The 25,829-nt window shown below is 63.2% G+C and carries 26 protein-coding genes; 5 read left to right on the plus strand and 21 right to left on the minus strand.

Translation table 11 applies throughout. The features are described 5' to 3' along the window. Positions 1–140 precede the first annotated feature (140 nt). The 3 genes from HPY44_15650 to HPY44_15660 are packed head-to-tail and all read left to right on the plus strand — an operon-like array spanning position 141 to position 4,307. Positions 141–1,037, plus strand: coding sequence for an MBL fold metallo-hydrolase (locus HPY44_15650; GenBank protein NSW57442.1), 897 nt, complete (start codon positions 141–143; stop codon positions 1,035–1,037). Positions 1,038–1,078: 41 nt separating this feature from the next. After that, positions 1,079–3,331 carry a carbon-nitrogen hydrolase family protein gene (locus HPY44_15655; protein ID NSW57443.1) on the plus strand — a complete coding sequence of 751 codons (2,253 nt, stop codon included), beginning with the start codon at positions 1,079–1,081 and terminating at the stop codon, positions 3,329–3,331. Between the two features lie 28 nt (positions 3,332–3,359). Further along, positions 3,360–4,307 carry a PAC2 family protein gene (locus HPY44_15660; protein ID NSW57444.1) on the plus strand — a complete coding sequence of 316 codons (948 nt, stop codon included), beginning with the start codon at positions 3,360–3,362 and terminating at the stop codon, positions 4,305–4,307. A 17-nt stretch (positions 4,308–4,324) separates the two neighbouring features. Here the strand turns inward: HPY44_15660 and HPY44_15665 are convergent, their stop codons facing one another. The 3 genes from HPY44_15665 to HPY44_15675 form a co-directional block, all read right to left on the minus strand. Then, positions 4,325–6,016 carry a glycosyltransferase family 39 protein gene (locus HPY44_15665; GenBank protein ID NSW57445.1) on the minus strand — a complete coding sequence of 564 codons (1,692 nt, stop codon included), beginning with the start codon at positions 6,014–6,016 and terminating at the stop codon, positions 4,325–4,327. A gap of 46 nt (positions 6,017–6,062) precedes the next feature. Then, positions 6,063–7,070 (minus strand): hypothetical protein, encoded by a 1,008-nt coding sequence (locus HPY44_15670; protein ID NSW57446.1) that lies wholly within the window; start codon positions 7,068–7,070, stop codon positions 6,063–6,065. Between the two features lie 74 nt (positions 7,071–7,144). Continuing rightward, positions 7,145–9,142, minus strand: coding sequence for a hypothetical protein (locus HPY44_15675; protein NSW57447.1), 1,998 nt, complete (start codon positions 9,140–9,142; stop codon positions 7,145–7,147). 216 nt (positions 9,143–9,358) lie between these two features. Between HPY44_15675 and HPY44_15680 the strand changes: the two genes are divergently transcribed. Together HPY44_15680 and HPY44_15685 are read left to right on the plus strand one after the other, a co-directional pair. Next, positions 9,359–10,288 carry a metallophosphoesterase gene (locus HPY44_15680; GenBank protein NSW57448.1) on the plus strand — a complete coding sequence of 310 codons (930 nt, stop codon included), beginning with the start codon at positions 9,359–9,361 and terminating at the stop codon, positions 10,286–10,288. A gap of 5 nt (positions 10,289–10,293) precedes the next feature. Continuing rightward, positions 10,294–11,454 (plus strand): hypothetical protein, encoded by a 1,161-nt coding sequence (locus tag HPY44_15685; GenBank protein ID NSW57449.1) that lies wholly within the window; start codon positions 10,294–10,296, stop codon positions 11,452–11,454. Positions 11,455–11,466: 12 nt separating this feature from the next. On the opposite strand, the gene HPY44_15690 is transcribed toward HPY44_15685, so the two are convergent. The 18 genes from HPY44_15690 to HPY44_15775 all read right to left on the minus strand — a co-directional run bounded on the left by HPY44_15690 (position 11,467) and on the right by HPY44_15775 (position 25,716). After that, positions 11,467–12,492, minus strand: coding sequence for a polyprenyl synthetase family protein (locus HPY44_15690; protein ID NSW57450.1), 1,026 nt, complete (start codon positions 12,490–12,492; stop codon positions 11,467–11,469). Beyond that, positions 12,493–13,152, minus strand: a complete 660-nt coding sequence (locus HPY44_15695) for a redox-sensing transcriptional repressor Rex (GenBank protein ID NSW57451.1) — start codon at positions 13,150–13,152, stop codon at positions 12,493–12,495. Positions 13,153–13,186: 34 nt separating this feature from the next. Beyond that, on the minus strand, positions 13,187–14,635 hold the full coding sequence (locus tag HPY44_15700; protein NSW57452.1) for an NADH-quinone oxidoreductase subunit N: 1,449 nt from the start codon (positions 14,633–14,635) through the stop codon (positions 13,187–13,189). A 24-nt stretch (positions 14,636–14,659) separates the two neighbouring features. Further along, entirely contained in the window at positions 14,660–16,210 is a 1,551-nt protein-coding gene (locus HPY44_15705; GenBank protein NSW57453.1) for an NADH-quinone oxidoreductase subunit M, read from the minus strand. 70 nt (positions 16,211–16,280) lie between these two features. Continuing rightward, positions 16,281–18,542 carry an NADH-quinone oxidoreductase subunit L gene (gene nuoL, locus HPY44_15710; GenBank protein NSW57454.1) on the minus strand — a complete coding sequence of 754 codons (2,262 nt, stop codon included), beginning with the start codon at positions 18,540–18,542 and terminating at the stop codon, positions 16,281–16,283. Positions 18,543–18,579: 37 nt separating this feature from the next. Then, positions 18,580–18,909 carry an NADH-quinone oxidoreductase subunit NuoK gene (gene nuoK / locus HPY44_15715; protein ID NSW57455.1) on the minus strand — a complete coding sequence of 110 codons (330 nt, stop codon included), beginning with the start codon at positions 18,907–18,909 and terminating at the stop codon, positions 18,580–18,582. Next, complete coding sequence (locus HPY44_15720) at positions 18,906–19,550, minus strand: NADH-quinone oxidoreductase subunit J (protein ID NSW57456.1); 645 nt, start codon at positions 19,548–19,550, stop codon at positions 18,906–18,908. The genes nuoK and HPY44_15720 overlap by 4 nt, the downstream gene beginning before the upstream one ends. Then, on the minus strand, positions 19,547–20,101 hold the full coding sequence (locus tag HPY44_15725; GenBank protein NSW57457.1) for an NADH-quinone oxidoreductase subunit I: 555 nt from the start codon (positions 20,099–20,101) through the stop codon (positions 19,547–19,549). Before HPY44_15725 ends, HPY44_15720 begins: the two co-directional genes overlap by 4 nt. Before the next feature lie 57 nt (positions 20,102–20,158). Beyond that, positions 20,159–20,389 (minus strand): type II toxin-antitoxin system HicA family toxin, encoded by a 231-nt coding sequence (locus tag HPY44_15730; GenBank protein NSW57458.1) that lies wholly within the window; start codon positions 20,387–20,389, stop codon positions 20,159–20,161. Then, complete coding sequence (locus tag HPY44_15735) at positions 20,382–20,651, minus strand: type II toxin-antitoxin system HicB family antitoxin (GenBank protein ID NSW57459.1); 270 nt, start codon at positions 20,649–20,651, stop codon at positions 20,382–20,384. Before HPY44_15735 ends, HPY44_15730 begins: the two co-directional genes overlap by 8 nt. A 41-nt stretch (positions 20,652–20,692) precedes the next feature. After that, positions 20,693–21,784 (minus strand): NADH-quinone oxidoreductase subunit NuoH, encoded by a 1,092-nt coding sequence (gene nuoH, locus HPY44_15740; protein NSW57460.1) that lies wholly within the window; start codon positions 21,782–21,784, stop codon positions 20,693–20,695. 43 nt (positions 21,785–21,827) lie between these two features. After that, positions 21,828–22,091, minus strand: coding sequence for a hypothetical protein (locus HPY44_15745; GenBank protein NSW57461.1), 264 nt, complete (start codon positions 22,089–22,091; stop codon positions 21,828–21,830). A 32-nt stretch (positions 22,092–22,123) separates the two neighbouring features. Next, positions 22,124–22,627 carry a hypothetical protein gene (locus HPY44_15750; GenBank protein ID NSW57462.1) on the minus strand — a complete coding sequence of 168 codons (504 nt, stop codon included), beginning with the start codon at positions 22,625–22,627 and terminating at the stop codon, positions 22,124–22,126. A gap of 22 nt (positions 22,628–22,649) precedes the next feature. After that, positions 22,650–23,762: an NADH-quinone oxidoreductase subunit D gene (locus tag HPY44_15755; protein ID NSW57463.1), complete on the minus strand. Its 1,113-nt coding sequence runs from the start codon at positions 23,760–23,762 to the stop codon at positions 22,650–22,652. A 20-nt stretch (positions 23,763–23,782) separates the two neighbouring features. Beyond that, positions 23,783–24,295, minus strand: coding sequence for an NADH-quinone oxidoreductase subunit C (locus HPY44_15760; protein NSW57464.1), 513 nt, complete (start codon positions 24,293–24,295; stop codon positions 23,783–23,785). A gap of 14 nt (positions 24,296–24,309) precedes the next feature. Beyond that, entirely contained in the window at positions 24,310–24,783 is a 474-nt protein-coding gene (locus HPY44_15765) for a pyridoxamine 5'-phosphate oxidase family protein (GenBank protein ID NSW57465.1), read from the minus strand. Then, positions 24,776–25,372 carry an NADH-quinone oxidoreductase subunit B gene (locus HPY44_15770; protein ID NSW57466.1) on the minus strand — a complete coding sequence of 199 codons (597 nt, stop codon included), beginning with the start codon at positions 25,370–25,372 and terminating at the stop codon, positions 24,776–24,778. Before HPY44_15770 ends, HPY44_15765 begins: the two co-directional genes overlap by 8 nt. Further along, entirely contained in the window at positions 25,342–25,716 is a 375-nt protein-coding gene (locus HPY44_15775; GenBank protein ID NSW57467.1) for an NADH-quinone oxidoreductase subunit A, read from the minus strand. Before HPY44_15775 ends, HPY44_15770 begins: the two co-directional genes overlap by 31 nt. Between the last annotated feature and the right edge of the window lie 113 nt (positions 25,717–25,829).

Below are 25,829 nucleotides of genomic sequence, written 5' to 3' on the forward strand. Positions count from 1 at the left end.
CGCCACTGCCCTCGCCGCGACCACGTTCAGCGCCAAATCCCATCCACGCGCCGATGAGTCTCAGACCGACCTGTCAGCAGGGATTCGCCCCTGTGGCGTCGAAACACCCGCCATTCAGTTGAGCATGGGAAAGGCGCCACATGGTACCAGGCACGTTCACGCTGACAGTCCTCAACATACCGGACATCGACCGCGGTGTGGGGTTGGCGATCATCCTCCAGACCCCCTGCGGCCGCACTGTCCTCTACGACACGGGGACAGGATACCCCCAGGGCGACGGCTGGCAGGGCGACTGCAATACCGGTCGGGACCAGATCGCCCCCTTCCTGGCAGCGCGGGGCATCGAGGCCCTCGACGCAGTGATCATCAGCCACGCTCACTACGATCATTTCGGCGGGCTGCTCTGGTTGGCGGACCGGGTGCCCATCAACCTGCTGATCGATTCAGGCTACGATTTCACGGGCCCGCGCGACACTCACTACAACCGGGAGCTTGCCGACTACACGGACCTGCGCGAAGGATTTCGGCAACGCCCGGGCGCGTACCGTGCAGTGCTCGCGGGCGATAGGCTGGAACTGGATGATGAGCTTCAGATTGAGGTCATCGCGCCACCGGCGGGGTACTTCCACGAGTCCCATCCCGAGACACGGCCGGCGCAGAACCCGCCAGCTCATTACATGCTCAACAGCAATTCGCTCATGTTGCGCATCCGTCACGGGGACCTGATATTCCTCCTGCCGGGCGACATCGAGAAAGACGATCAGGCGCGGTTCTTGATCCCTTCCGTCCCGCCGGGCACGCTGGCGTGCGACCTGCTGGTCGCCCCCGGACATGGGCTGCACACCGCGCCGGAGTTCGTGGAAGCCACCCGACCGAAAGTCACCATAGTCAGCCTCTTCCGGCGCTGGATCGGCAGCTGCACCGCGCTCGATGGCTTCCGCAGAGTGGGTTCCCAGGTGTTCGTCACCGGCCTGAATGGCACGGTGAACGTGATCTCAGACGGGCAATCAATGCGGGTGGAGACGGAGACCAGGTGATTAATGCACCAACACAGCGTGTCCCCGAAGGGAGGCACACCATGCGTTTGGCGGCGCTCCTCCTCGTCCTGACTTGCGCCACGCTTTTCGCTGAGGACCTCACGCGGGTAGACTTCGAGACCGCGCCTGAGACCGATCTGTTCACTCACACCTGGGGCGACAAGCCGGTGGAGGTTCTCCACAACGGCCGGATCGCCGATGGCGGCTTGGACGGCCCAGCGGCGAACCTCAAGCTGCAGTTCGGACCGGAAACACCCAATAAGCTGTCCTACTGGAACGTGGACCTACCGGATGCAGTCCCGATTTTCGAAGGCCTCCGCGAGATCTCCTTCCGGGTGCGCACCAATGTCCCGGTGAGCATCAAGATCCCCATCAGCCCTTTCGGGTTCATCTACCACGGTCCCGGCGTACAGCCATCCGAAGAGTGGCAGACAGTAGGGCTGACCGGCGTCTACGACCAACTCATGGCCTGGTGCGCCCGCGGCAATAAGGACGGCAATCAGGGCTTCGTGCCCGCAGTGATCGTGGCCATCAGCACCGCGCCGGACGTGCTCGCCGATGTGACCGTGGACGACGTCACGGTCTCGGGTGTCGACGGCACGCGAGAGCGAATGGGCGCGGAACTCAAAGCGCGGCGGTTCCGCAGGGTGCGCGCAAGCGTAGTCACCCTCCCGTGGAGCGACCAGGGCCGCAGCCTTGAGACCGTCCTCGACCGTCTCGATGAAGCGGCGCTGGCGGGGTCCGACATCGTCTGCCTGCCCATGGAGTGCGTAAAGACTGAGGGTGAGCCAATCCCGGGGCCGATTACCGATGCCATCGCGGCGAAAGCCCGCGAGCATTCCATGTACGTCATCGGGAACATCCGGGAGCGCGAAGAAGACCGCGTGTATGTAACCAGCTTCCTGTGCGACCGTAAGGGCGAGATTATCGGCAAGTACCGCAAGAGTCACAAGATGCCCGACGAGGATATGGACCTGGGCGATGACCTTCCGGTGTTCGACACCGACATCGGGAAGGTGGCCATGCGCGTCGGCAGCGACCGCTACTTCGCTGACATCGACCACGTCTATACGGTCAAAGGCGCTCGCATGATCTTCTGGAGCCAGATGCCCGAACCCGTAGAAGACGAGTACCTGCAGGACTTCCCCAGCCAGGGCCGAGCGCAGGACTACAATGTTTTCATCGCCTGTGCGCGATACTCGCGGGATGAACCCGGCTGGATCACCAACTTCTTCCCGCCGTACCGTGGCTGTCCCATTGGGCGCTCGTATATCATCAACCGCGAGGGCCAGCGCATCGCCAGCACTACCCGCAAGGGCACTGTGGCGACCGCTGTGATCCCGGCCGGCGAACTTCAGGGCGCCGGGCGCGGCCGGAATACGAACCCGGCCTTCAGCGTTCTCACCGAACCCGTCCAGATGCCGGAACCCCGCGAGTGGGCAAAGCGGAAAATCCGCGTGACCTGTATCGAGAACCACGTGGGCTTCGAAGACCTGCTCAACAAGCTGGACCAGGCCGGCGCGATGGGCAGCGACCTCGTCTGCACGTATGAGTTCGTCTGGGTGCCCGTGCATGGCGACGCCCCCACGCCGGAGCGGATCGCGGAACTCGAAGCGACAGCCCGTGAACGCTGCCGGAAAGTGGCCGAGAAAGCCGACCAGTGGAACATGTACGTGCTGCTGTGCGGCGTCGTCGAGAAGCGCGAGATCAACGAGGGTATCCTCTACGGTCGCGACGGCCGGGAAGTCGGGCGATACCGCAAGATCGCGACCACCTATCCCGAGCAGGTTCCGGGTACCGAGACGCCCATCCTGGAGACGGATTTCGGCCGCATCGGAGTGCGCATCTGCGCGGACAACTACATGGTCGAACTCGACCGCTCCTACGGGGTAAAGGGCGCGGACATCATGGTCTTCAGCACCCAGGACTGGGGGCCTGACGCCATCCACCGGAACCTGAGGGAAATCTCGCGCTGCATGGACGCCCAGATGTTCCACGTACAGGCCACCCACTCGACGTCGGAGGTCGCACACCGCAGCATGATCGTGGACCCATCCGGGAACATCGTGGCCGGCAACCGGTATATGGCCCCCGGACTGGTCTCCGCGGAGATCGACCTGGACAATGATCGCCCGCGCCGATATGTGCGCAACTGGACGGAACACAAGCCCGGCGGCTACCTGCCCGAGTACCAGTCCACCGAAGTGCCCGAAGTGCGCAATGACCTGAAAGAGACGATCCTGCGGCAGCGGCGGCCCGAACTGTACCAGGCGCTCAGAGCGCCGTCCGAATGATACGCCGGGGAGACGGCGAGGTGAACCGATGAGCGACCTGATACTGCGCGATACCCCGGAACTCAGGAGCCCGGTGATGATCCTCGGCTTCACGGGTTGGATGAACGGGGGGAACGTCTCCATCGGCACGGTGGATCATCTCGTGCGTCAGACAAGGGCTCGCAGACTGGCGGAAATCGACCCGCTGGAGTTTTACGTGCTCAACTTCCCGGTGGCAACTCTCCCGACGGTGGGCCAGAGCCCTGAGCAGAGTGGCTTGTCGGGAATGGAGATCGCCGCGATCTTCCGCCCGCATACGGAGATCGAGGACGGCGTGGTCAAGCGCTTTGTGCCCGAGACCAACGTGTTCCGCTACTCCACCGAACCCGAACTCATCCTGTTCTACGGCGAGGAGCCCCACATCCGCTGGCGCAGTTACTCAGATTGCGTGATGGAGGTAGCACGGCGCTTCAATGTGCGGGAGATCTTCTTTGTTGGCAGCGTTGCAGGGCCAGTCCCACACACCCGCGAACCCCGGGTGCGCTGCTCCACCGCACGTGAAGAGTACAAGGAGCGATTCGCAGGCCAGGACGTGAGCTTCACCGACTACTCCGGCCCTGCAAGCCTGGTGACCTACCTCACCATTCGTGCGGACGAGATGGGCATCCCCCTGCGCAGCATCGTGGTGGATGTGCCCATGTACCCAACGGTGCAGATGAACATCTATCCCCGCAGCATCCTGCGCGTCGTGAGGCTCCTGTCCGATCTGTTGAACCTGCGTATCGACGCCTCCAGCCTGGAACAAGCGGTGGACAGTGTGCGAGAGCAGATCGACAAGGTGGTCGCAGGAGACCCGGAACTTCGGCAACTCGTGGACAGGATGGAGACGGTCTACGATACTGAGGTCGGGGGTGATGATGAGGATCTGCTGCGGCGGCTCCTGGAGGGCATGGGGCCGGACGGGAGCCCGGATGAGCAACCGCCCGAAGAGGGGTAACAGGGATCCTCGGGCAATCAGCGAGCCGGAGCCAGCAGGTAGACCCTCATATGCGCGGTAGGAGGGAACCAGAAGTCCGGCGAGTAGCCGAAAGGCGGCGCGAAGGTCTCCACCACCCGGTAACCCATCCTCCCGTCCAGCAGCGCCCGTACGTACCGTACCCCCTCGGGGAAGGGCACCTGGCCGGTCTCGATGGCGGTCAGGCTGTCGGTGTCGATGACGATCCAGTCGGGACGGCGCTCCGCAAGGGCTTCGGGGGTCAGCCTCCGCGCGGCACGTTGAGCCTCCTGCCGTAACTCCGCCAGCACTCTGCGATGCTGGCCCATCCACTCTTCCCAGTCGTGCTTGACCTGCCTGTGATACCAGTTGAACAAAGGCGCGACCGGGGTTTCGGTGGGATGCACCAGGTGCGGCTGCCCGGCCATGGGGATCCTGCAGGCAAGCAGGCCGGCCGGAACCTTGATGCCAACGGGAGAGTAGTATTCGACCACCTGCCCCTGCGCTCCGTGCTGCTCCAGCCATTGTTCCATTCGATTTCGCGGGTCCAGATCGAACAGGCGTACCGAGATCACCGAGAAAGCCCCGAGGTGCATTAGCGAGGCCAAGACGAGCACCGCAAGAGCAACCTTCGGCCAGGAGCGTTTTGAGGAGGCCATCGCGCCGCAGACTGCCGTCGCTCCGAAAGCGGACAAGACCGCACCCGCCGTCAGAGAGTTGCGTACGTCCCCGGTCGGGCTTACCGTAAAGTACACGATCACGAGCAACGCCCACGGCACCACAGCGAGTGCAAGACGCTTCAGGAGCGGCCTTCGGGCACGCAAGCACGCGATCGCCCCGGCACCCCCCAGCACCGCCCAAGGCCAGCCACCCCACGAGCGTGCCCAGCGGTCGGGGGTCATCCACCACTGGTAGTCTGGAATCGCGTGCACGGCCCGCTTGGCTGCGGTGGGGTTCGTGAGGTTCTGCCTCCAGTACGTGCGAGCGTCCGTCACTATCTCCGGGCAACCCACCAGCACACCGGCCACGAAAGCGCCGGCTCCCAGGGCCCAGCACCTCAGTAACCCACTCCAGCCGGGACGCTCCGGGAACATCACCAGCGGCGTGATGCCCAGGGCCAACACCAGCAACCCCGCCACCGGTTTCGTCGTCGCCGCGAGGCCCGCGAGAAACGCCGCCGCCGCATACCAGCGCAGGTTGCCCTGTCGCACCGACAGATACAACGCGCCAACGCTGAGGACGGACCAGAAGAACAGGGGGGAATCAATCGTGGCGAAGTGCGATGTGACGATGCGCACCGGCAGGGCAACCAGAACCAGTGCCGCAAGGCATGCAGCCGCCAAGCCTGCCGCGTCGGCGAAAACCAGAAAAAGGACCACGACCGCCAGACCGCTCTGCACCGCGCTGAGCGTCCGCAGGCGCAGAACCATTCCCGCGTGGACCTCCGGCCGAGTAGACACCCCGCCCAGGTCGGCGTCGTCCGAACCCGCATGGGCGCGCAGGTAGGGCGTCACAAGGGCCCCGGCCAACCTGCGGTGATGGGTGCCGTAGTGGTAATTCCGCCCGCCTTCAGTTTCGAGCAGCAGATCCCCCGGCCGCGTCAGTTCGTCCGGGTTCCACCGCAGCGGCAGACCCCAGTCGATCCCCAGAAAACTTATACCAACACTGCAAGCGAGGATCAGCACACTGATCCCCGCAAGGGTCCACTTCATTCACTGTCCCCCGGCAAGATTCTCTGCACCAGCACTCTGGTCAGCGTCAACCCACGATCTTCCCGATGCCCACCAGGTCCGTCCGGTGCTTCTGGATATCCTCGCCTCCGCTGATGATGAAACGGCCGTCGGGCATGCGTCGGATGTTCATACCCACCACCGGGATCGGCAATTCGCCGGCGTCGGCATAGACGCCGGTCGTCTGGTCGAACCGCAGGATCCGGTCGGTGAACCCCTCGGGGCGCATGGACGCCGCCGGCCAGGTGACGAACCCGCCCAGGATATACACCTGTCCCCCGCAGCCGATGGCCTCCCAGCCCCGCGCCGCACAGGGAGCATCGGGGAGGCGCTGCCAGCGGTCTTTCACGGTGTCGTAGACCAGCGCATCGTCGGAGTTCGCCATTCCTTCGGGCATCTGCCGGTAGCCGCCGAACACGTAGATGAAATCACCAACCGCAGCCGCCGCGCAGAGGGTCCGGCCGGAACCCGGCATGGGCCGCGATGTCCTCCAGCCCTGTTCGGGGTGCTCAGTGTCCAGGATGAGGATGTCATTGTGGACCTTGCCCTTGAACCCACTGTCCGCTGCCCCGCCGATGACATACAGCTTGCTGCCGATGGCCACGCTGGCGGGATAGATACGGGGTTCGGGCACCGACGGTCCCCATACCCAGTGGTATTGTTTGCCCACCTTCCGGCAGACCATGGTGTAATCATAGTCCTTCTGCCCGTCGCTCCCCGAGACCACGTACAACCGGTCGTTGATGGCCAGTCCGCCGCCATACGAGACCGCAAAGGGCATCGCAGGGCCCGCCGACCAGCTATCCTCTCGCGGATCGTAGATGTCGAGGTGATCCGTCCAGATCTTCTTCTCACCGTCAACCCAGTAGGTGCCCCCGGCGGAGAGCAACTTGCCATGAACGAAGCCCGTCACCTGCCCGCCCTTGCCGATGGGCATTTTCGCGGCGGGCTCCCAGACGAACCTCGGAGCACCCCAGACCGTGACCGCAAGCGGCAACAGGAAGGCCGAGGAAACCAGGACTCTCGTGGCTCGCATGCCAATACCTCCGAACTAAGTGTGCCGGCCGATGCAGGTCTGCTCGGCGCGGTCGGTAATGCCGCCACTCTGCGCTACCCGAACCATACGCCGTAACGCAGGAAGATTCCTCCAAGTGCCGCGCCCAGCGAGCCCCACAGTGCGCCGGCAACCAGGAAATGTCCCAGCGCGAAGCCCAGGAACCCGGGGAGCGCCGCGAGATACGCCTGGTGCCCGCCATAGCGCAGAAGGATGGACTTGATCACCCAGACGATGAAGAAAGGCCCCCAGATTAGCTGCCCGTAGGAACACGACATCGCGTAGCCCAGGGGGTGGAAGGGCCAGCCGAAGAACCGCACCCGCATGATGCTCAAGAATGCGATGAGCGCGCCGCCACCCACTGTGGCCACAATGCGCGGTGTATCCGGCGGCGTGGGCAACTGGATTGCTCGCCAAAGGCCGGCGTATTCGGCCTGGGCCGTCGTGGCTCCCCAGATCCCGCCGCGCAAGCCCACCGCCCCTTCCTCGTAGTATGGAACGAAATGGAAGTAGAACGACGACAGCGCTCCCACCGCCACCGCGCCCATCAGTAGCCAGAACGTGCTGGACTTTCGGACTCCGCCACCCTCGCCCAGTGTCAGGCTCTCGATTCCGTAGCCCGAAATGCTGGGGAAGTATCCGCGTGACAGCAGTATCAACAACGTGAATACCGTGGGAGAGCGAAAGTTCGGGCCGATGCCCACCCAGGAACGGGAGTTCACGAAATACCGGATCGCCTTGTGCGCGAGCCCGTAGGGGAATGCCCACACCAGCGGGACGCCGGTTTCAGCCCGCAGGCGGCCGTACACCACCGACACTATCACCAGGACTGTGAAGTACACGAGGGTGAGTACGACGTTCATCCCCGCTGCCGTCCCGAAAATGATGAGCCCGATGAAGCCTGCCACTGCCCCAACCAGTGCCCATTTGTAGGTGTTCAGCGGCCGTCCGTGCTTGTCTGGGGTTGGGTCGAACCACGCGCGCCAGGCAAGCGCGAAAGAATGCCGGGCCTTCCAGAAAAGAATAACACCTAGCACCAGGTAAGCGCCGATCCCTTGCTCCTGGCTGAAGGGCGCACCCGGCAGGCGATATCCCGACGCCGACATGATCACGCCCTGAATCTTGTTGAACAGGTGGAAGAACCAGATTGAAAAAGACAGTTCCGTAGAAATCAGGTAGCCCAGGCCGATGAGCTCCGGGCGCAGGTCGGCGGTGAAAGGACGCAGGGCATTCCAAGGCGCACCTGTGAGCGCAGTTCCCAGGTCCACCCGCAGTCCACCGCTGGGGCCGCCGAAGAACACACCCCGCACGATATTCACCGCGTTCAGCACGAACGCAAGTCCTATGCCGATCCAGGTGGCCTTCGACCGAAAGAACGGGACATCACTGTATTCCGGGTCCACGATCTGCAGCGGAAGACGCACCAGGGGGAACACCAGGCGCTCCTCCTCCACCCACGGCTCGCTGAACAGGATCATCAGGCTGAAAAGCGTGCCCCCGAATATGAGAAAAAACGCGGTCCAGGCGATCATCGGGATACGCCAGGCATCCCACGGGACGTGGCCTGTTGGCGAGCTTTCATACAGCCACTTGTGGACCTGCGGGTCATCCGGCGCCAGCCAGGATGGGATGAATTGGGCCAACTCCTCCAGGGGCGCGGCGGGGCTCGTGTAATAGAACGGCGCGCTAACGCAACCGATGAGGAATCGGCCAATGCCGCAGCCCATCATGGTGGTGGCCACGGTCACAAAGAGGAAGATGGTGATCAGTTCAGGGATGCTCAGAGCCCGGATGCGCCGCGTCCTGTTCAAGACCCCATTGACGATGAGTAGGAGAACCAGCGCTCCTACTCCCGGGATGGATGGGACCGCTTCGGTCCCCTGACACGCGAGGGCGATGATTTCGGACTGCCGTACCCAGTATCCGCTTAGCCAGGTGAGGACAAGGGCGATTGCGACGGCTCGGAAGGTGATCCCAGTGCGGACCGGCGCGCTCGCGGCTTCAAAGCTCCCCTCGAAGTGCGGCCGGTCTGCTGCGATGTCGTGTGTTTTCAAGTCTCGATACCGGCTCCTGTTCTCGACGGCCGGGCCGTCTGGCGTGAACGCGCAAGAATACGCGCCCTTCTGAACGTGCAGAAGGGCCCGCAGGTGAAGCGACGTGCAGCATTGTTCGCCGTGAGTATCCCAGGCACCTTCACGCTTGAAGGGAACCCAAACGACACCTTACCACGGCATGAAGGCCACAACCCGGCCGGTGAGGAAATGGATTGCATGCGTATCTGTGCTGCAGCGGACATCCACTACCCGCGCTTCGGGACCGACTGGGCCCGGGCATTGGCGCGCCGTATGTGCGAAGCCGAACCGGATGTGATCATCCTGGCCGGTGACGTTTCCGCCGGGCCGGACTACCGTTATCGCCAGATCCTCAGTTTCTTCGAGACCTGCGCCTGCCCGAAGCTATTCGTCCCCGGCAACCACGACTTGTGGAGCGACGCCGAGGAGCCCGACACTCCCTGGCGCTACTCCGACGGCCTGCGCGTACTGGTGGAGGACTGTGGCTTCCATTACCTGCCCGGCGCGCCCTTCGTGCTGGGAAATGTGGGTTTCGCCGGGACCATCGGTTGGTGGGACTACGCCTACCGACAGATCGCGCCGCCATATGACGGCTTGCGCGTCACGCCGCTCGCCGCTCGGGTCGAAGAGGAAGCCACGAAGCTGGTGCCTATACCCGGGCGAGGCCTCGTCCCCTGGGAGGAACTCACCGAGACCGACTACGACGGTAAGGCCCTGGTGTGGCAGGACCGTGACGGCGCGCAACAGAGCATCATCTGGAACGACGTGGTCCACGTGGGCTGGGGCATACCGGATACGGATGTCGCCCGGCGATGCGCGAACGAACTGGCTGCCGACCTTGCGGCTCTGGGTCCCGATGTCAGGACCCTGGTGGGCGTCACGCATTTCGTGCCCTTCGCGGACCTCCTGATTGAGCACCAGTCGGACGTGCAAGCCGCATTCTGTCGCGCATTCATGGGATCACCATTGCTGGGCGAGACGCTTGAGCGCGACCCGCGCACCCGCCTGGTGCTCTGTGGCCACCAACATCGCCAGGATGTAACCTCCCGCGGCAGAATGGTTCTGGCCGACTGCGGCGTAGCGCGGGATGATGACGGCCCCCTGCTCATCACCCTCACCGAGGTATAGTCGAGATGACCGGTCGACAGCGCGTTCTGGCGGCACTCAACCACACGGAGCCCGACCGTACTCCGATCTTCGAGAAGCTCATCAAGTCCCCCATCGCCGACGAAATCCTGGGCAGGCCCTGCGCCGCCACCAATTTCGCGCATCAGATGGAGCGTCTCGCGGATGGCGACTGGGAGGGCCTCCAGCGCCAGAGCGCGGCGGATCTCGTCGACCTTGCGCAGATACTGGGCTTCGACATGGTGCGGCTGTACCCCAATTCCCTGCCGCCTGCACCGGAACACCGCCCGCGCCGGATTGCCCCGGATACGTGGCAGTTCGGCTCCACCATCACCGAGATCCTGCCGAGCGGCTGGCTGCGGTCGTATCCGGTCAATCCCGCCCCGCCGGTACCCGAGGACGAGCAAGAGCGCCAACTGGAAATGTCCATCGAAGCGGAACCGGTCGAGCCCGCCTACGAGGACCGCCACTTCCTACTCTTCCGGCATGCCAAGCAAATCATGCGGGAGCGCGGCCTGGACCTGGCAATCTTCACCCAGGTCTACGGGATATACGTCTCCTCCCTCCCAGTTCCCGTCTTGCGATGGTTTCCGGAGCACCCCGAGCGGGTCCACCGCTTCTATCGACAGCGACACATTCCCGCGCTGGCCGCCTGCCGCCGGCTCATCGCCGAAGGCGCCGACATCATCGGCCTGGGCGGAGACCTGGCAAGCGATCTCGGACCCATGGTCTCCCCTGCTCATTACCGCGAGTTCATCATGCCGCTCATCCGCGAGCAGGCCGATCTATGCCACTCCCTGGGCGCTTTCTGCAGCAATGCCTCGGACGGAGACCTGTGGGCCATCGCCGATGACTTCCTGCTCGGGACCAACGTAGACGGTTTTGAGGAGATCGACTTCGCGGCGGGGATGAACCTGCGGCGCCTCAAGGAGCGTTACGGACACCGCATCACGATGATCGGGAACATCGATATCCGACACACGCTGACATCCGGCACCCCCGAGCAGGTTCGCCGGCACACCCGCGATTGCCTCGATGCCGGCCTTGGCAACGGCGGCCACGTGATCATGAGCAGCAACTGCATCCACGAGGGCTGCAAACTGAACCTGTTCCTGGAGCACATCCGCGCCTATCGCGAATACTGGGGGCTGGAAAACCTGGAGCTGTAAAGCGGAGCGGCTTTACCGATCGCGCGAAGCGACCAGAGCCGCGATCTCGCGCAGGGCGTTGAGGGCCTGGGCGTCACCCTCGATCCCGGCCAGGGCAGCCCGCGAGCGTTCCACATGCTCCCAGGCAATTTCCTGCGCACGCGCCTTGCCCCCCGCTGTCTCTACGGCATCCGCGAGGGCTGCCAGGGCCGATTGCAGTTCGTCTTCCATCAATTCGCGTGACCCAATGTCTTCAATGATCCGGCGCACATCGTGCCCATTCGAGCTGCTCAGCGCCGCAACGATGGGCAGGCTGAACTGTCCGGTGAGTACGTCGCGTCCTGCGTCCTTGCCGATCTCTCGCGCCTGCCCGAAAACGTCCAGCAGGTCGTCGGCAATTTGGAACGCGAGCCCGAGGTTGATGCCATACTCGCGCATTTTCAGGCAGTCCGGCTCGGGTGCACCGACGCTCATGGCCCCCAGCTGACACGCTGCCCCGAACAGTCCCGCCGTCTTCCCCCGGGCGATGTCCAGACAGTCTGCCTCGGTCAGTTGGAAGGGGTCAACACGCGCAAATGCGGCCTCAGAACTGGCCATGTCATCGACAACATGGGCCATAATATCGACGTAAGCCCAGTCGCGAATGTTGGTGAGCTTGCGGTATGCGCGGGCCGCCAGGTAATCGCCGACAAGGACAGCGATGCGGTTCCCAAAGAGCTGCCTGACTGCCGGCTTTCCGCGGCGAAGGTCGGCCTCATCCACCACGTCATCGTGCATGAGGCTAGCAAGATGCAGCACTTCGAGACCCACCGCTACGTCCAGAGAAGCCGCGTTCGGTTCGCCGAAAACCTTCGCACTGAGCAGCGTGACAAGCGGGCGCAGGCGCTTGCCCCCGGCCTCAACCGCAGACAGCGCTGCGCGGGAGATTTGGTCGCACCCGTCGCCACAGATGTCGCGGAGCGCGGCTTCGACCTGGTCGGCGTGGGAGGCAACCAGAGTCCGGTATTCGCCGAAGGGATCTACGGGCGAGATGCCGACTCCGGAAATTGGCTGGTCCATTCAGGGCGTCCGTTCCGGCTCAGAATCGCTTGCGATATGCGACAGGCAGAACGAGAGGATCTCCAGCTGGCTCGTCATGTCGAAGCTGCGCACGACGATGCCGGGGGGCAACGACACCTGCACTGGCGCGAGATTCAGCACGCAGCGGACCCCGGCGGCCACCACTGCGTCCACCACTTCCTGCGCCGCGGCACCCGGAACGGCCACAATCGCGATGTCAACCCCCAATTCCGGGACCAGTTCGGGCAACCGCGACATGGGCAGGATCGGCTGGTCATTGAGCATCTGGCCGACCTTGTCGGGGCTGGCATCGAACACCCCCACCACCCGAAAGCCCCGGGGCTCGAATCCCGGGTAGCCCACCAGCGCTGACCCGAGGTTCCCGGCTCCCACCACGATGACGCGCCGATCCCTCAGAAGCCCCAGAATCCGAGTAAGTTCCTCGTGCAATTGCGGCACCCGATAGCCAAGTCCGCGCCGACCGAAGTCGCCGAAATATGACAGGTCCTTGCGGACCTGCGCGGCATTCACGTTAGCGATGGCCGCGATCTCCCAGGAGGAAACGGTCGGCCTGCCCTCGCGCTCCAGCCGGCGCAGAATTGCTCGGTAGGTGGAGAGCCGCTGTACGGTGGCCTCGGGGATGTCGAATTGCCAGGGCATGTGTTCAACCCGCGGTTCCGATTGTTGTGGGAACTCAGCGGACCATGAGCACGGTGCGCGCGGCTTCGATCAACATTTCCGGGAACAGGAAGAGCAGGAGTGTTCCTGCGGCCATGAAGACGATCACCGGCAAGACGCCGACAGGAGCAGTACCCGGTCGTTCGCCCGGACGCTGGTCGAAATACATCAGCCGCGCGATATTCATGTAATAGTACAGCGAGATCACACTGTTTACGATGCCAACCACCGCAAGCCAGGCCCACTGCCGCGACTTGATGGCTGCGGCGAATATGTAGAGCTTGCCCAGGAACCCGGCAGTAGGCGGGATGCCGGTCAACGAAAGCAGGAAGATAAAGGTCAGGATCGCCAGCGCAGGCGCGGTCTTGGCCAAGCCGGCGAAGCTCTCGATCGCAGCGTTACCCGTGTGCCGCTCCAGGGCAATCGCGACCGCAAACAGCCCGAGGTTCATGAACAGATAAGCAGCCAGATAGATAAGCAGGCCGGGCATTCCCCACAGCTCATCCGGGCCCACGACCACCGCGATCAGCATGTACCCCGCATGGGCGATGCTGGAGTAAGCCAGCATGCGCTTGATGTCGGTCTGGCGGATTGCGAGAAGATTGCCCACAAACATCGTCAGGCAGGCGAGCACCGCGATGATCATCTGCCAAGGCAACTCGAAGCCCGGAGAGAGGGTAAACAACACTCGCGTGAGCACAGCGAGACCCCCGGCCTTCGGCGCCACCGAGAACAGCGCGGTCACCGGTGTGGGAGAGCCCTCGTAGACATCTGGCGCCCAGGCGTGGAAGGGAACCATGCTGACCTTGTAGCCAAATCCCACCAGCATGAGCACCAGGCCAAGCGCCGCGGGTAACGCAAGCCCGGCGCCCGGAACGGGCTTCATCATGCTGCCGGCCGCCACGAGCAGGTTCGTGGAACCTCCCGCCGCATACACGAGCGTCATCCCGTACAGCATGACCCCACTGGCCGCCGCGCCATAGATGAAATACTTCATCCCCGCTTCATTGGACTTCGGGTCCTTCTTATTCCAGGCGGCGAGCAGGTATGATGTCAGACTGACCAACTCGAAGCTCAGGTAGATCAGAACCAGGTCGGTGGCACCGGCAAGCAGACTCACTCCCAACACCAGGAACACGACCAGGGAGAAGAACTCGCCATACGCCGGGCTTCGGCGGAAGAAGTCCACCGACAGGACGATGATGATCGCCCCGGCGAGCATCGCGAAGGCCTTGATGAAAAGGGACAGGCCATCAATGGCGAAGCTGCCGTGGAACTCGGTGGACGGCGCGCCTCCCCACAGGTCGAGCACGGGCTTCAGGCAGACCAGAAGACCCACCGCTGCCAGGACCGGCACCGCGGCGCGGCGTCTTGCCGGCAGAATCAGGTCCGCGCACAAGACGAGTATGCCCAGTACGCAGAGCCAGATTTCCGGCGCGAAGGATTGGAGGTTAGTGTATGGCATAGTCCGCCTGACGAAGCGGCGCGCCTAGCCGATGGGCAGGCCGCCGGTCATTACAAGATCAACCGCAATGCGCAACTGTTCCAGCAGCCCGGACATCGATGTGTTGATGACCCCGACCACCGGAGACGGATACAGACCCACCACCAGCATGATGATAGCCAGCGGGACGGTCGCCGCAAGCTCCCCGCCGTCCATATCGGGCAGGGCTTGCCATTGCTGGTTGAGTTCGCCCAAGAACACTCGCTGGATCAGCATCAGGAAGAACGCCGCCGTAATCACAACGCCCAGCAGCGAAAGCCCGGTCATCACCGGATAGGTGCCGAAAGCGCCCAGGAAGACCATGAACTCGCTCACAAATCCCGCGAGACCCGGCAGGCCCAGACTGGCGAAACAGGCCACCATCATCATGCCCGTATACACCGGCATCTGCCGCGCCAGCCCGCCAAAAGCGTCCATGTCCCGGGTATGCGCCCGGTCGTAGATCACACCGACCAGGAAAAACAGCGCACCGGTGATAATCCCGTGGTTGAACATCTGCAGCACCGCACCGTTCAGGGCGGTGATGCGGTTGGTCACGAGGTCGCTGGCCTCCGCCGACGCAACTGCTGCCGCGATGCCCAGCATCACGTACCCCATGTGGTTCACCGACGAGTACGCGATGAGTTTCTTGATATCCTTCTGAGCCATCGCGCACAGAGCGCCGTAGATAACGCTGATGACCGCCAGCACCGCAATATACATGGCGAAGCGCTGACATTCCTGCGGCACGATGGGCAGACTCACCCGGACGAAACCGTAGGTCCCCATCTTCAGCAGCACACCGGCCAGGATGACGCTGCCCGCAGTGGGCGCTTCTACATGTGCGTCCGGCAACCACGTGTGGAAGGGGAAGAGCGGCACTTTGATGGCGAACCCCAGGAACAGGCCCCAGAAGACGAAAGCGCCCCAGACTGCTCCCTTCGTCGCCATCGGGTTCTGCTTCGCGAGTTCCAGCATGTCGAAGGTGTGGGGCTCGGAGAAGAAGTAGAGCACCAGGATCGCCAGGAGCATCGCAAGGCTACCGACGAGGGTATACAGGAAGAACTTGATGGCCGCATACTCGCGCCGCGGGCCGCCCCAGATGCCGATCAGGAAGTACATCGGGACGAGGCTAACTTCCCAGAAAACGTAGAACAGGAAAAAGTCCAGGGCGCAGAAAACGCCGAGCATGCCGGTGAGCAGGAGCATGAAGAAGGCCATGTACTCCTTGACGCGGTGGGTGATGCGCCAGGAGTAGATCACGCTAAGCAGGCTCAGCAGCGTGGTGAGTAGAATCAAGGGCACGGAGAGGCCGTCCACACCCAGGTGATAGTTGACGTGGAGCGCCTGGATCCACGGCACATTGACCTCCAACTGCATCCCGGGCACGCGCGAGGCGAACATACCCCACATCGCCAGGGAGACCAGGAAGGTCAATGCGGAGAAGATCGTGGCAGTCCAGCGGATCGCCGCCACATGGCGCTCCCTGTCCAGCAGCATGATGATGATCATGCCGACCAGGGGCAGGAAGATAAGCACACTCAGAATGTGTGACATGAGGCACGGCCTCCGGATTGGCTCTCAACGGATTGCGCGGTGACCACAAAGCGCGAAACCGGCGGCCTGGTCAGCCTCCCAGCGCGCGCCGAATCAGATCCATAATCACTTCATTGTGCAGAACGAACAGGGCCAGGAACAGCACAGCCGCGATCCCCCAGGCGAACAGCACGAACCCCGACACGTACTCCTGCACCCGGCCCACCTGCAGGCGGCTACCGAACTCTCCGACCCACCGGCTCATGTACCCTGCAAGGTTCACCAGGCCATCGACAATAACCACGTCAAAGAACCACGAGCCCATGCTGAACACCCAGCGCGTCAGCCAGCCGACGGCATTCACAGCGCCGTCCACCACGTATGTATCCACGAGGCGGCATCCCCGGGCGAGAGCGAAAGTCAGGCCCACGGGCACTGCAGCGTAGATCTCGTCAAAGTAGAACTTGTTCGCGACCAACTGGTACCAGGGGTGCAGGGGACGGCGCAGCGTGTCTGGAATCACCACCTCAAGCTGGTAGCGACTTTCCAGGATCCGCGCCCGAAGGCAATCCAGTGCCGGCGCCACGCCGGGCAGATTGCCCAGACCGCAGGGGATCTCGGGCAGCCAGACCGTCTTGCCTTGGCGGTACTCCTCGAAGCTAGGCCAGCGCGGCCATGTGATGGCCTCCAGCGGAATCAGCTTCCAAAGGTAAATCACGGCCGCGAGAAACAGGCCGCCCACCGCCATGAGGGTGGATATCCCGATGACGGCCCAGTTCGTCCCGCCCTCATGCATGCCACCTGCGTCGGCCCCGTGAGCGGACAGGTGCGCCGCCTCGTGCGGGACGAAATGCACGAATTGGTGGAACAGGTTGCCGGCCACCCAGGGCGTACCCACCCATCCGAGAAGCAGCGCGAAGACGGCCAGGATCACCAGCGGGACGGTCATCAACTTCGGGCTCTCATGGGCGTGCTCCGCAGCCTCGCGGGGCCGGCCGCTGAATGTCATAAAGCACAGGCGGCCCATATAAAACGCGGTCAGCAGCGCACCCAACTCGAGCCCCCAGAAGAAGACCCAGGTCCCGCCCTCACCCGCGGAGTTCCACGCCGCCAGCATAATCTCGTCCTTCGAGAAGAAGCCGGCGAACAGCGGGAAACCAGCAAGCGCCAGCGTTCCAACCCAGAACGTGAAGTAGGTTACCGGCATTTTCCGGGCCAATCCGCCCATTTTCCGCATGTCTTGTTCGTCGTGACAGCCGTGGATGACGCTGCCGGAACCCAGGAAGAGCAGGGACTTGAAAAACGCGTGGGTAATGAGATGGAACACGCCCGCAGTGAATCCCGCCACACCCAGACCCAGCGCGACCATCATGTACCCAAGCTGGGAGATGGTGGAGTACGCCAGCACGCGCTTAATGTCATTCTGAACCACGCCCATGGTTGCGGCCATGAGCGCAGTAATCAGGCCGATGACGGAAACGATGGTGAGCGCCGGTGCCCCGAACAGGACCGGCTCAGTAAGCGACGAGTAGAAGAGCGGGAACAGACGGGCGACCATGAACACGCCGGCCGCAACCATCGTGGCGGCGTGAATCAGGGCACTCACCGGAGTGGGGCCCTCCATGGCGTCCGGGAGCCACACGTGCAGCGGGAACTGGGCGCTCTTGCCAACTGCGCCGCAGAACAGGAACAGGGCCGCAACTCCCGCAAGCCAGGCGGGGATCGCTCCGGCGTTCACCTGCTCGAAGGTCTCAGCGAAGAGCAGACTGGGCACGTGGAAGAAGAGAATCAGAATGCCGATAGCGAAGCCCACGTCACCGATGCGGGTGGTGATGAAGGCCTTGTTCGCAGCGTCTGATGCACTCTTCCGCTCAAACCAGAACCCGATGAGCAGGTACGAGCACAGCCCCACCAGCTCCCAGCCGGCGTAGAGCATCAGGAAATTGTTGGCGATGCAGATCAGGAACATCGATCCGCAGAAGAGACACAGGTACGCGAAGAAGCGGCTGAACCGTGGGTCGCCGTGCATGTAGCCGATACTGTAAATCTGGATGCAGGTGGCCACGATGCTGACCATCACCAGCATCACGGCGCTCAGCGGATCCACCATGTATCCGACATGGATGGCGAACTTCCCCACCTGCGCCCATTCCACGGCCCGATCGATGGGGGCCCCCCCCAGGATCAGGTCCGTCAGGCAGCCCAGCGAGAAGGGGATCGTGGCGGCAATGCCCGTAACCCCGACCCAGCCCACCTTCTCGCCGATGCGACGGGTCAGGGCGCTGCCGAAGAACATCAGCACCGCACAGGCCACGAATGGGATTATGGGTATCAGCCAGGCAAGTTCAAGCATAGCGCTCTGGTTTGCGGGCGGCAATGAGCCGCCGGGATTACCACTTCATGTCCGAGGCCTGGTCCGGGTTGGTGATTCCCCGATTGCGGTACAGACAGATGATGATCGCCAGCCCCACGGCGACTTCGCAGGCCGCGAGGGTCATGACGATCAGCGCGAACACCTGGCCGCCAAAGGCCGGACCTGACACAGGCGCCAGGAACCGCCCAATCGCCACCAGATTGATATTCGCAGCGTTCAGCATCAACTCGACCCCGAGCAGCACCGCGACGGCATGGCGCCGGACCATGACGGCGAACAGGCCCATGCAGAATAGCAGGGACGCGAATACCAGGTAGTGCGTGAGGCCGACGTCGGGCAATGTCACTCGCCCTCGCCCCCCTCAACCGGGTCGCTGCGCTTCTCGTCATCCGGATCGCGGCGAGCAATCACAACAGACCCGATCAACGCCACCAGCAGCACCACCGACGCCACCTCGAAAGGCAGCAGGTAGGCGTCCAGAAACATCTCGCCGATGCGCTGGACGTCGGTGCCTAACCCTCGCCCGGGCAGCTCAGGCCGCAGGGGCTTCCACTGGTGGAACCACGCGGCTTCGGCAAGAGCGGCGACGGTGACCACGAATAACCCACCTGCGGCGAGTACTCCGGCGATCACGTGCTGCATCCCGCTGTAGTAGTACAGGACCACGTTGGTCTGCGGCTCGTACTTCACCGGCAGGCGTTTGGATATCCACCGCGGTAGACGGTCGCGTGCCGCCGTGTCTTCCATGAGCATGACGCCGAACAGGATCAGCACCGCGATGGCCCCGGCGTAGACCAGGATCTGCAGCGCGAACAGCACGTGAGCGCCCATGAGCGCGAAAGCCCCGGCAACACCGAACAGCGTGGGCAGCAGCCACAAGGCGGCATGCATCACCCTTCGGGCCAGGATCACACCCAGCGCGCAGCCCAGCGTGAACAGGGCCACCAGCAGGAACCCCAATTGTTCGAGCCAGTCGTTTGCGGTCATTGCGGCTCCGTCCCGGCTTCAGATCCGGCGATCTCCGGCCGGCACACAGTCTGCACGCGCTGCACGTCCTCGAACTCAAGGCCGCGCGCGGTCAAGGTGTCCAGGTCGCGGATCAGCGCGCGCGGGTCGTACTCGGACTGCTCATAGTCGGTGGTCATCGTGATGGCGTCGAAGGGACACGCCTCTACGCACAGGTGACAGAACATGCACAGGCCGATGTCGATGTAGAACTCGGTCGGCTTGCGCTCCTTGCCCTTGCCCTCGCCCACGATGTGGATGCACTTGTCCGGACAGACGCGCACGCAACTCATGCAGGCGGTGCACCGTAGCTGGCCGGTTTCGCGGTCGGTGATCAGCGCGAAATCCCCGCGATACCCGGGCCGCGGCTTGTAGTCCTCCGCCGGGTTCCGGTGCGGGTACTGAACGGTAACCTTGGGCCGCCAGAAGGTGATCAGCGTCACCCACAGGCCCTTGAGGATGCTCAGGGCCGTGCCGGCGATCTCAGCGGCCAGTCCGATCCGCGCAGGTTGTGAGTTCTCAGGTCGCGTCATGGGTTTGTCCGTTTTCCGGTGTCACGTCTTGGTCAAATGCCGCTGCGGCGCGAGAGTTCAGTTCAGCAACTCGCAGAACTGTTCAACGGTCAGACCGGACTGCCGGATGATACTGCGCAAGGTGCCCGGCTTCAGGTCTTTGCCGCCGTGTACCGGGACGGGCACCACTCTGCCATTCTCCGGGTGCTGCATGATTCTGTGCTCGCCCGTCTGCCGTCGTACGACGTAGCCGGGCCGCAAAAGCGCCTTCACCGTGTCCTCCCCCGAGACTACCGGCAGCTTAGGCAACCGCCTTCGCCTCGGTGACCGTGCCCTTGCGGACAATTGCCTGCAACACGCCCGCAACATCGATGGTGAAGGACTCGGCGTCCGGCGGGATGGGCTTCCCATCCTCCTGCAGCAGAGCGAGAAATCCTTCGATCATGTCACGCGCCATGTACAGGGCTTCCTCGACGTCGTCGCCCTGGGTGGTTGCGTCCAGAGCCGGGACGTAGACGGAGAAGCCGCCGTCCTCCTCACGCAGCAGAACCACTGTATAGGTGCGCTCCATCCTCATGGCCTCCTCGACACCGGCACTCGGGCTCGCCGATCTTACGCCCCCGGGATCAGGGCCACGCAGGCGGTGGTGATCGCAAGCGCCACGAACCCCGCGGGCACCATGAACTTCCACGACAGCGACATCATCTGGTCAGGGCGCATACGCGGCAGTGTCCAGCGCACCCACAGCACGAAGAAGATGAGCAGAGCGGCCTTCGCAAACAGCCAGACGATGCCCGGGATGATGGTGTCCGCCGGGCCGAAGGGCGAGAGCCAGCCGCCCAGGAACACCACGGCCACGACCACCGAGATCAGCAGGATATTGGCGTACTCGCCCAGGAAAAACAGGGCGAACTTCATGCCCGAATATTCCGTATGGTAGCCTGCCACAAGCTCGCTCTCGGCTTCGGGCAGGTCGAAAGGCTGCCTGGCCACTTCCGCGAACATGGCGATGATGAAAAGGAGCGCCGGCAGCCACAGCCACGGCCGGAAGATATTCCAGGCGATGATCCCGGCGCTCTGGCGATTCACGATCTCTCCGAAACTCAGAGACTCCGACACCAGCACCACGCACAGCAGCGACAGCAGTAGCGGGATCTCGTAACTGAGCATCTGCGCGCCCGCACGGACCGCGCCGATGAGCGACCACTTGTTGTTCGAACCCCACCCGCCCATGAGCATAGCGATGACCGTGATGCCGCTGACGCCCAGCAGGTACAGGACACCCACGTTCTGGTCCAGCACCGCTGCCACGACCACGTCCTTGTCCCACGGAATGACCGCCCATGCCATGAGCGAGACGGTGAAGAACAGCACCGGCGCGATGGCGTGGAGGATCTTGTCCGCCCCGATGGGCACGATGTCCTCTTTCAGCAGGAGCTTGATCGCGTCCATGGGCGTCTGGAACAGGCCGATCGGGCCGACGCGGGTGGGCCCCACGCGCGCCTGAATGTACCCGGCCACCTTGCGTTCGAGATACACCAGCACCAGGGCAGCGAACATCATGACGGCGATAGCGAAGACGGCTCCGGCGCACCAGGCCAGAATCTCAACCAGCAGGCGCGCCCAGTCCTCGGGCATGCCCCACGAGGTGAGCAGACCGTTGAGCCACTCGTTGATTGCGGTCAGGATTGATCGGAGCATCATGGTCCTACCTGGTGCTGGATCCGTCGGTTGTTGGCACTACCCGTTAGGGGAGTTCATCTGTGCCAAACGCAAGTACGAAAGCGACGTCCTGAGCGTCCGTCCCAAGCCCGTCGCGCAGCAGTTTCCACACCATTTCCTGTTTCTCGCGCTCGGAAAGACCGTTGAACTGTTTCGAGACGATCTTCACATGCGCCCTTCCCATGTAGCCTTCCGACACATCGATAGTGTCAGTCGGGAAACTCGCCCTGAGTACGCTCTCGACACGCGGGCCCAAGCCTGCGAAGTCGACCTTCCTGCCCCCTGCCATGTGATTCACCTCTTCTCGCCGTGCACTGCGATTCACGTGCAGCGTTGGGTCTTCAGCCACTCATAGACCGTCTCAATGGCGTCAACGGTGTCAGTAGCGTAACCGTGGTCGGTGATGGGGTCCGGTCGATAGCGCAAGGATGGGCGCCATCGCTTCACGCACTTACCCCATGCCGCACGAAGGTCCAGATCATTCTGCATCCGATGTGGCAGGTCACATGCCCGGAGGAGCAGTTCGAGATCGTGGGATCGAGCACCCGAGAGGTCCGGTCCCTTGCCGCTCTTCTTGCGATACTCGAGCACCTGTGACCAAGTCTGAGTCTTTGTCTTGCGCACCGCGTCGGTTCGATCGATGATGTACGCTTTCAGCAGACACTCTACGGCGTAGCCAGCCAGGTAGACGGCCGCCACCAAGTGCCGGTAGTTGGCGTCGGAGCGGTTCGGCTCCCAAGCCGGTTGCTCCAGCAGTTCACGCGCATCCGACAATCTGCGGGGCGCTGCCTTGATCAACTCGGAGATGCCGTCATACTCGAGCATACGCCTGACTCTCCTGAGCCATCTACTTGTCAATATCCCCCAGCATGATGTCCAGGCTGGCGATGGCAACCACGGTGTCGGCGATGTATCCGCCGCGCATGAGCACCGGCAGCGGTTGCAGGTTGAAGTACGAAGGCGGCCGCCAGCGAACGCGCACCGGCTTCTCCGAACCGTCCGACACCAGGTAGCAGCCCACCTCGCCCCGCGGGCCCTCGATGCGCTCGTACACATGGCCCGGCTCGGGCTTGATAGCCCGCGGCACGCTCACATTGACCTCGCCCGCCGGCAACTTCGCGATGGCCTGCTCCAGGATCCGAAGGCTCTGGCGCATCTCCTCGCACCGCACGAGATGCCGGGCCATGGCGTCGCCGCCCTGGAACACCGGCACATCGAAGTCGAACTCGGGGTACACACTGTAGCCCAGGACCTTGCGCAGGTCATGGCTGACACCGCAAGCCCGCAGACAGGGCCCGGACATACCCATGCGGATTGCCTCGGCGGCGCTGATCGACGCCACCTTCTCCATGCGCGCCCGGAAAATGCGGTTGCGCGTGAGCAGATTGTCATACTCCTGCAGACGCGCCGGGAAGTACTGGATGAAACTCCGCAGGCCGTCCACGAAGTCGCACGCCAGGTCGTTGCGCAGACCGCCGATCCGGAAGTAGTGATACAACAGGCGCTGGCCGGTGGTGTTCTCGAGAAGGTCGATGAGCAACTCGCGATCCCGGAAACAGTGCAGGTAGACCGTGGTGGCACCCACGTCCAGCCCCATGGCCGTAAAGTACATGAGGTGGCTGGCGATGCGCTGCACCTCGGCCATGATGACGCGGATGTACTCGCAGCGCTCCGTCACCTGAATGCCCAGAAGCTTCTCCACCGCCCGCACGAAAGCAAACTCATTGTTGATAGCGCTCAGGTAATCGTAGCGGTCGGTGTAGGGCACATACTGGCGCCACGTGAGGGCTTCGCCGATCTTCTCCAGCGAGCTGTGCAGATAACCGACATCTGGGTCCGCGTCAACGACCAGTTCGCCGTCAACCGTCAGCACCACGCGCAGCACCCCGTGGGTGCTGGGATGCTGTGGCCCCATGTTGATGACCAGTTCTTCGGTTTGCCCTGCGGGTCGGTCTGCCATAGTTCGGTGGGCCGTCGGCATCAGGCCCGCTCGTCACCCTTCTTGTTGAGAATGACGGCGGGCTCTTCATGCAACGGATCCCGGCTCAGCCACGGATGATCCTGCGGGTACTCGTAATCCTTACGCAGCGGAAAGCCCTTCCAGCCTTCGGGCAGGAGCAGATGGCGCGGGTCCGGATGCCCTTCCACGCCGATCCCGTACATCTCCAGCATCTCGCGCTCCGGCCACGACGCTCCCGGCCAAATGTCCGTCACCGTCTGCACCGATGCCCCGCGCCGGGGAAGCTTCGCACTCACCCGGACGATCATCGGCGAACCGATCATCGACAAGTGATAGACGACCTCAAGGTCATCGCCGTGGTCAACACCGAACAGGTCGATCAGATACTCCAGCGGCTCGGGACGCTCAAGGCCCAGGTACTCAAGGGCCCCGCGCAGGTCTTCCGGCGCAAGCGTGATTTCCACCGCGCCGTCAGGCCCAATGGCCGCGGCGTCGGCGAAACGCTCGGAGATGTCCCGGGGCAGCTCAGTCATGCACGATTCCTCGTTCAGCAGTGGGCCTTCTTACCGGTCATGCGCGCGATATCCACGCGAACCACGGTCACGCCATCTAGCGCTGGGTCGGGCACCGGCGCCATCCCCTGCACATACTGCGCAACGAGGATGTCCAGTGCGCGCTGCTTCTCCGCGCGATCCGTCACGAACTCAGCCGTGCCGAAAACCAGTGCGCTGCGGTATCGGAACCCAATCCCGCAGGGGTTTTCGGACGGCAGCAGTTCAACGTTCGCTTCGAACTCCACGCACACTCGTGGGTCGTGCTTCAGGGCCTCAAGCTTCCGGCCTTCCCCCGCGCTGTGCAGATAGAGACAACCGTCACCGAGACCGAAGGACATGGGCACGATGTAGGGCCCATCCTCGCAACACATGCCAACCCGACAGACCTGGCTCGCCCGGATGATCTCCAGGATCTCGTCCGGGTCGATGATTTCCCGGTCGGCTCGGCGCATCTTCGGGTCAATCACCCGGATACCCTTCCATCCCCGGCCGGATGCCGTGACGCACCGGTTCGTCGGCGATGGACTCCCCTCGGATCTTGTCGTGCAGCTTCAAAAGGCCTTCAATCAGCGACTCCGGCCGCGGCGGGCAACCCGGCACATAGATGTCCACCGGGATGATCCGATCAACGCCCTTGACCACGCTGTAGGCTTCCTGGTAGAACCGGCCGCCACTCACCGCACAGTTGCCCAGTGCCATAACCCATTTCGGCTCGGGCATCTGGTGATACAGTCGCTCGATAACAGGCGCCATTTTCACCGTGACCGTTCCGGCGACGATCATGCAGTCGGCCTGCCTTGGCGTGGGGCGCATGATGATCCCGAACCGGTCCAGATCATATCGTGGTGCAGCAGTGGCGATCATCTCAATGGCGCAGCAAGCAAGCCCGAACTGCAGCGGCCAGAGCGAACACGCCTTGCCGGTGTTCAGCACCTTGTCCACGATACTGATGAACTTGATGGATAGCGGGCCCTCCTTGTGATCACGGGCGCCTCTGCGCAGGGGCTCTTCGGTAATGGCCTTGATTATGTCCACCGCAGATCCCCCTTCTTCCAGACATAGGCCAGCCCCACCAGCAGAATGGCCACGAAGATACCCATCTCCCCGGCAGGCAGAGCGCCCAGCATGTCGGGCTTGCTGAGTGCCTTGAACACGGTGGCCCAGGGAAACAGGAAGATAGTCTCGATCTCGAAGATCACGAAGACGATGGCGATGACGTAATAGCGGACGAAAAACCGGCTCCACGCGGGCCCGATGGGCGGGATGCCGCACTCGTACACCATCCGCTTCTCGTCATACTGATCCGCGGGGCGCAGGATCATAGCGAAAACGAGAGTGATCGCCGCGAAGACGAATCCCGCCACGAGGAAGACGGCTACAGGGCCGTAGATGAGTGCCATAGGGACGCTTCGGAAGCCGTGTCGTGATAGATGCAAGCCGGGAAGGCTCGGGCAGGGCTGCGAACAGGAGAGCACAAGAAAAACGTCGCGGCGCCGGGGGGCAACCGCAACGG

Source organism: Armatimonadota bacterium (genome assembly GCA_013314775.1).
Classification (GTDB): Bacteria; Armatimonadota; Zipacnadia; order Zipacnadales; family JABUFB01; genus JABUFB01.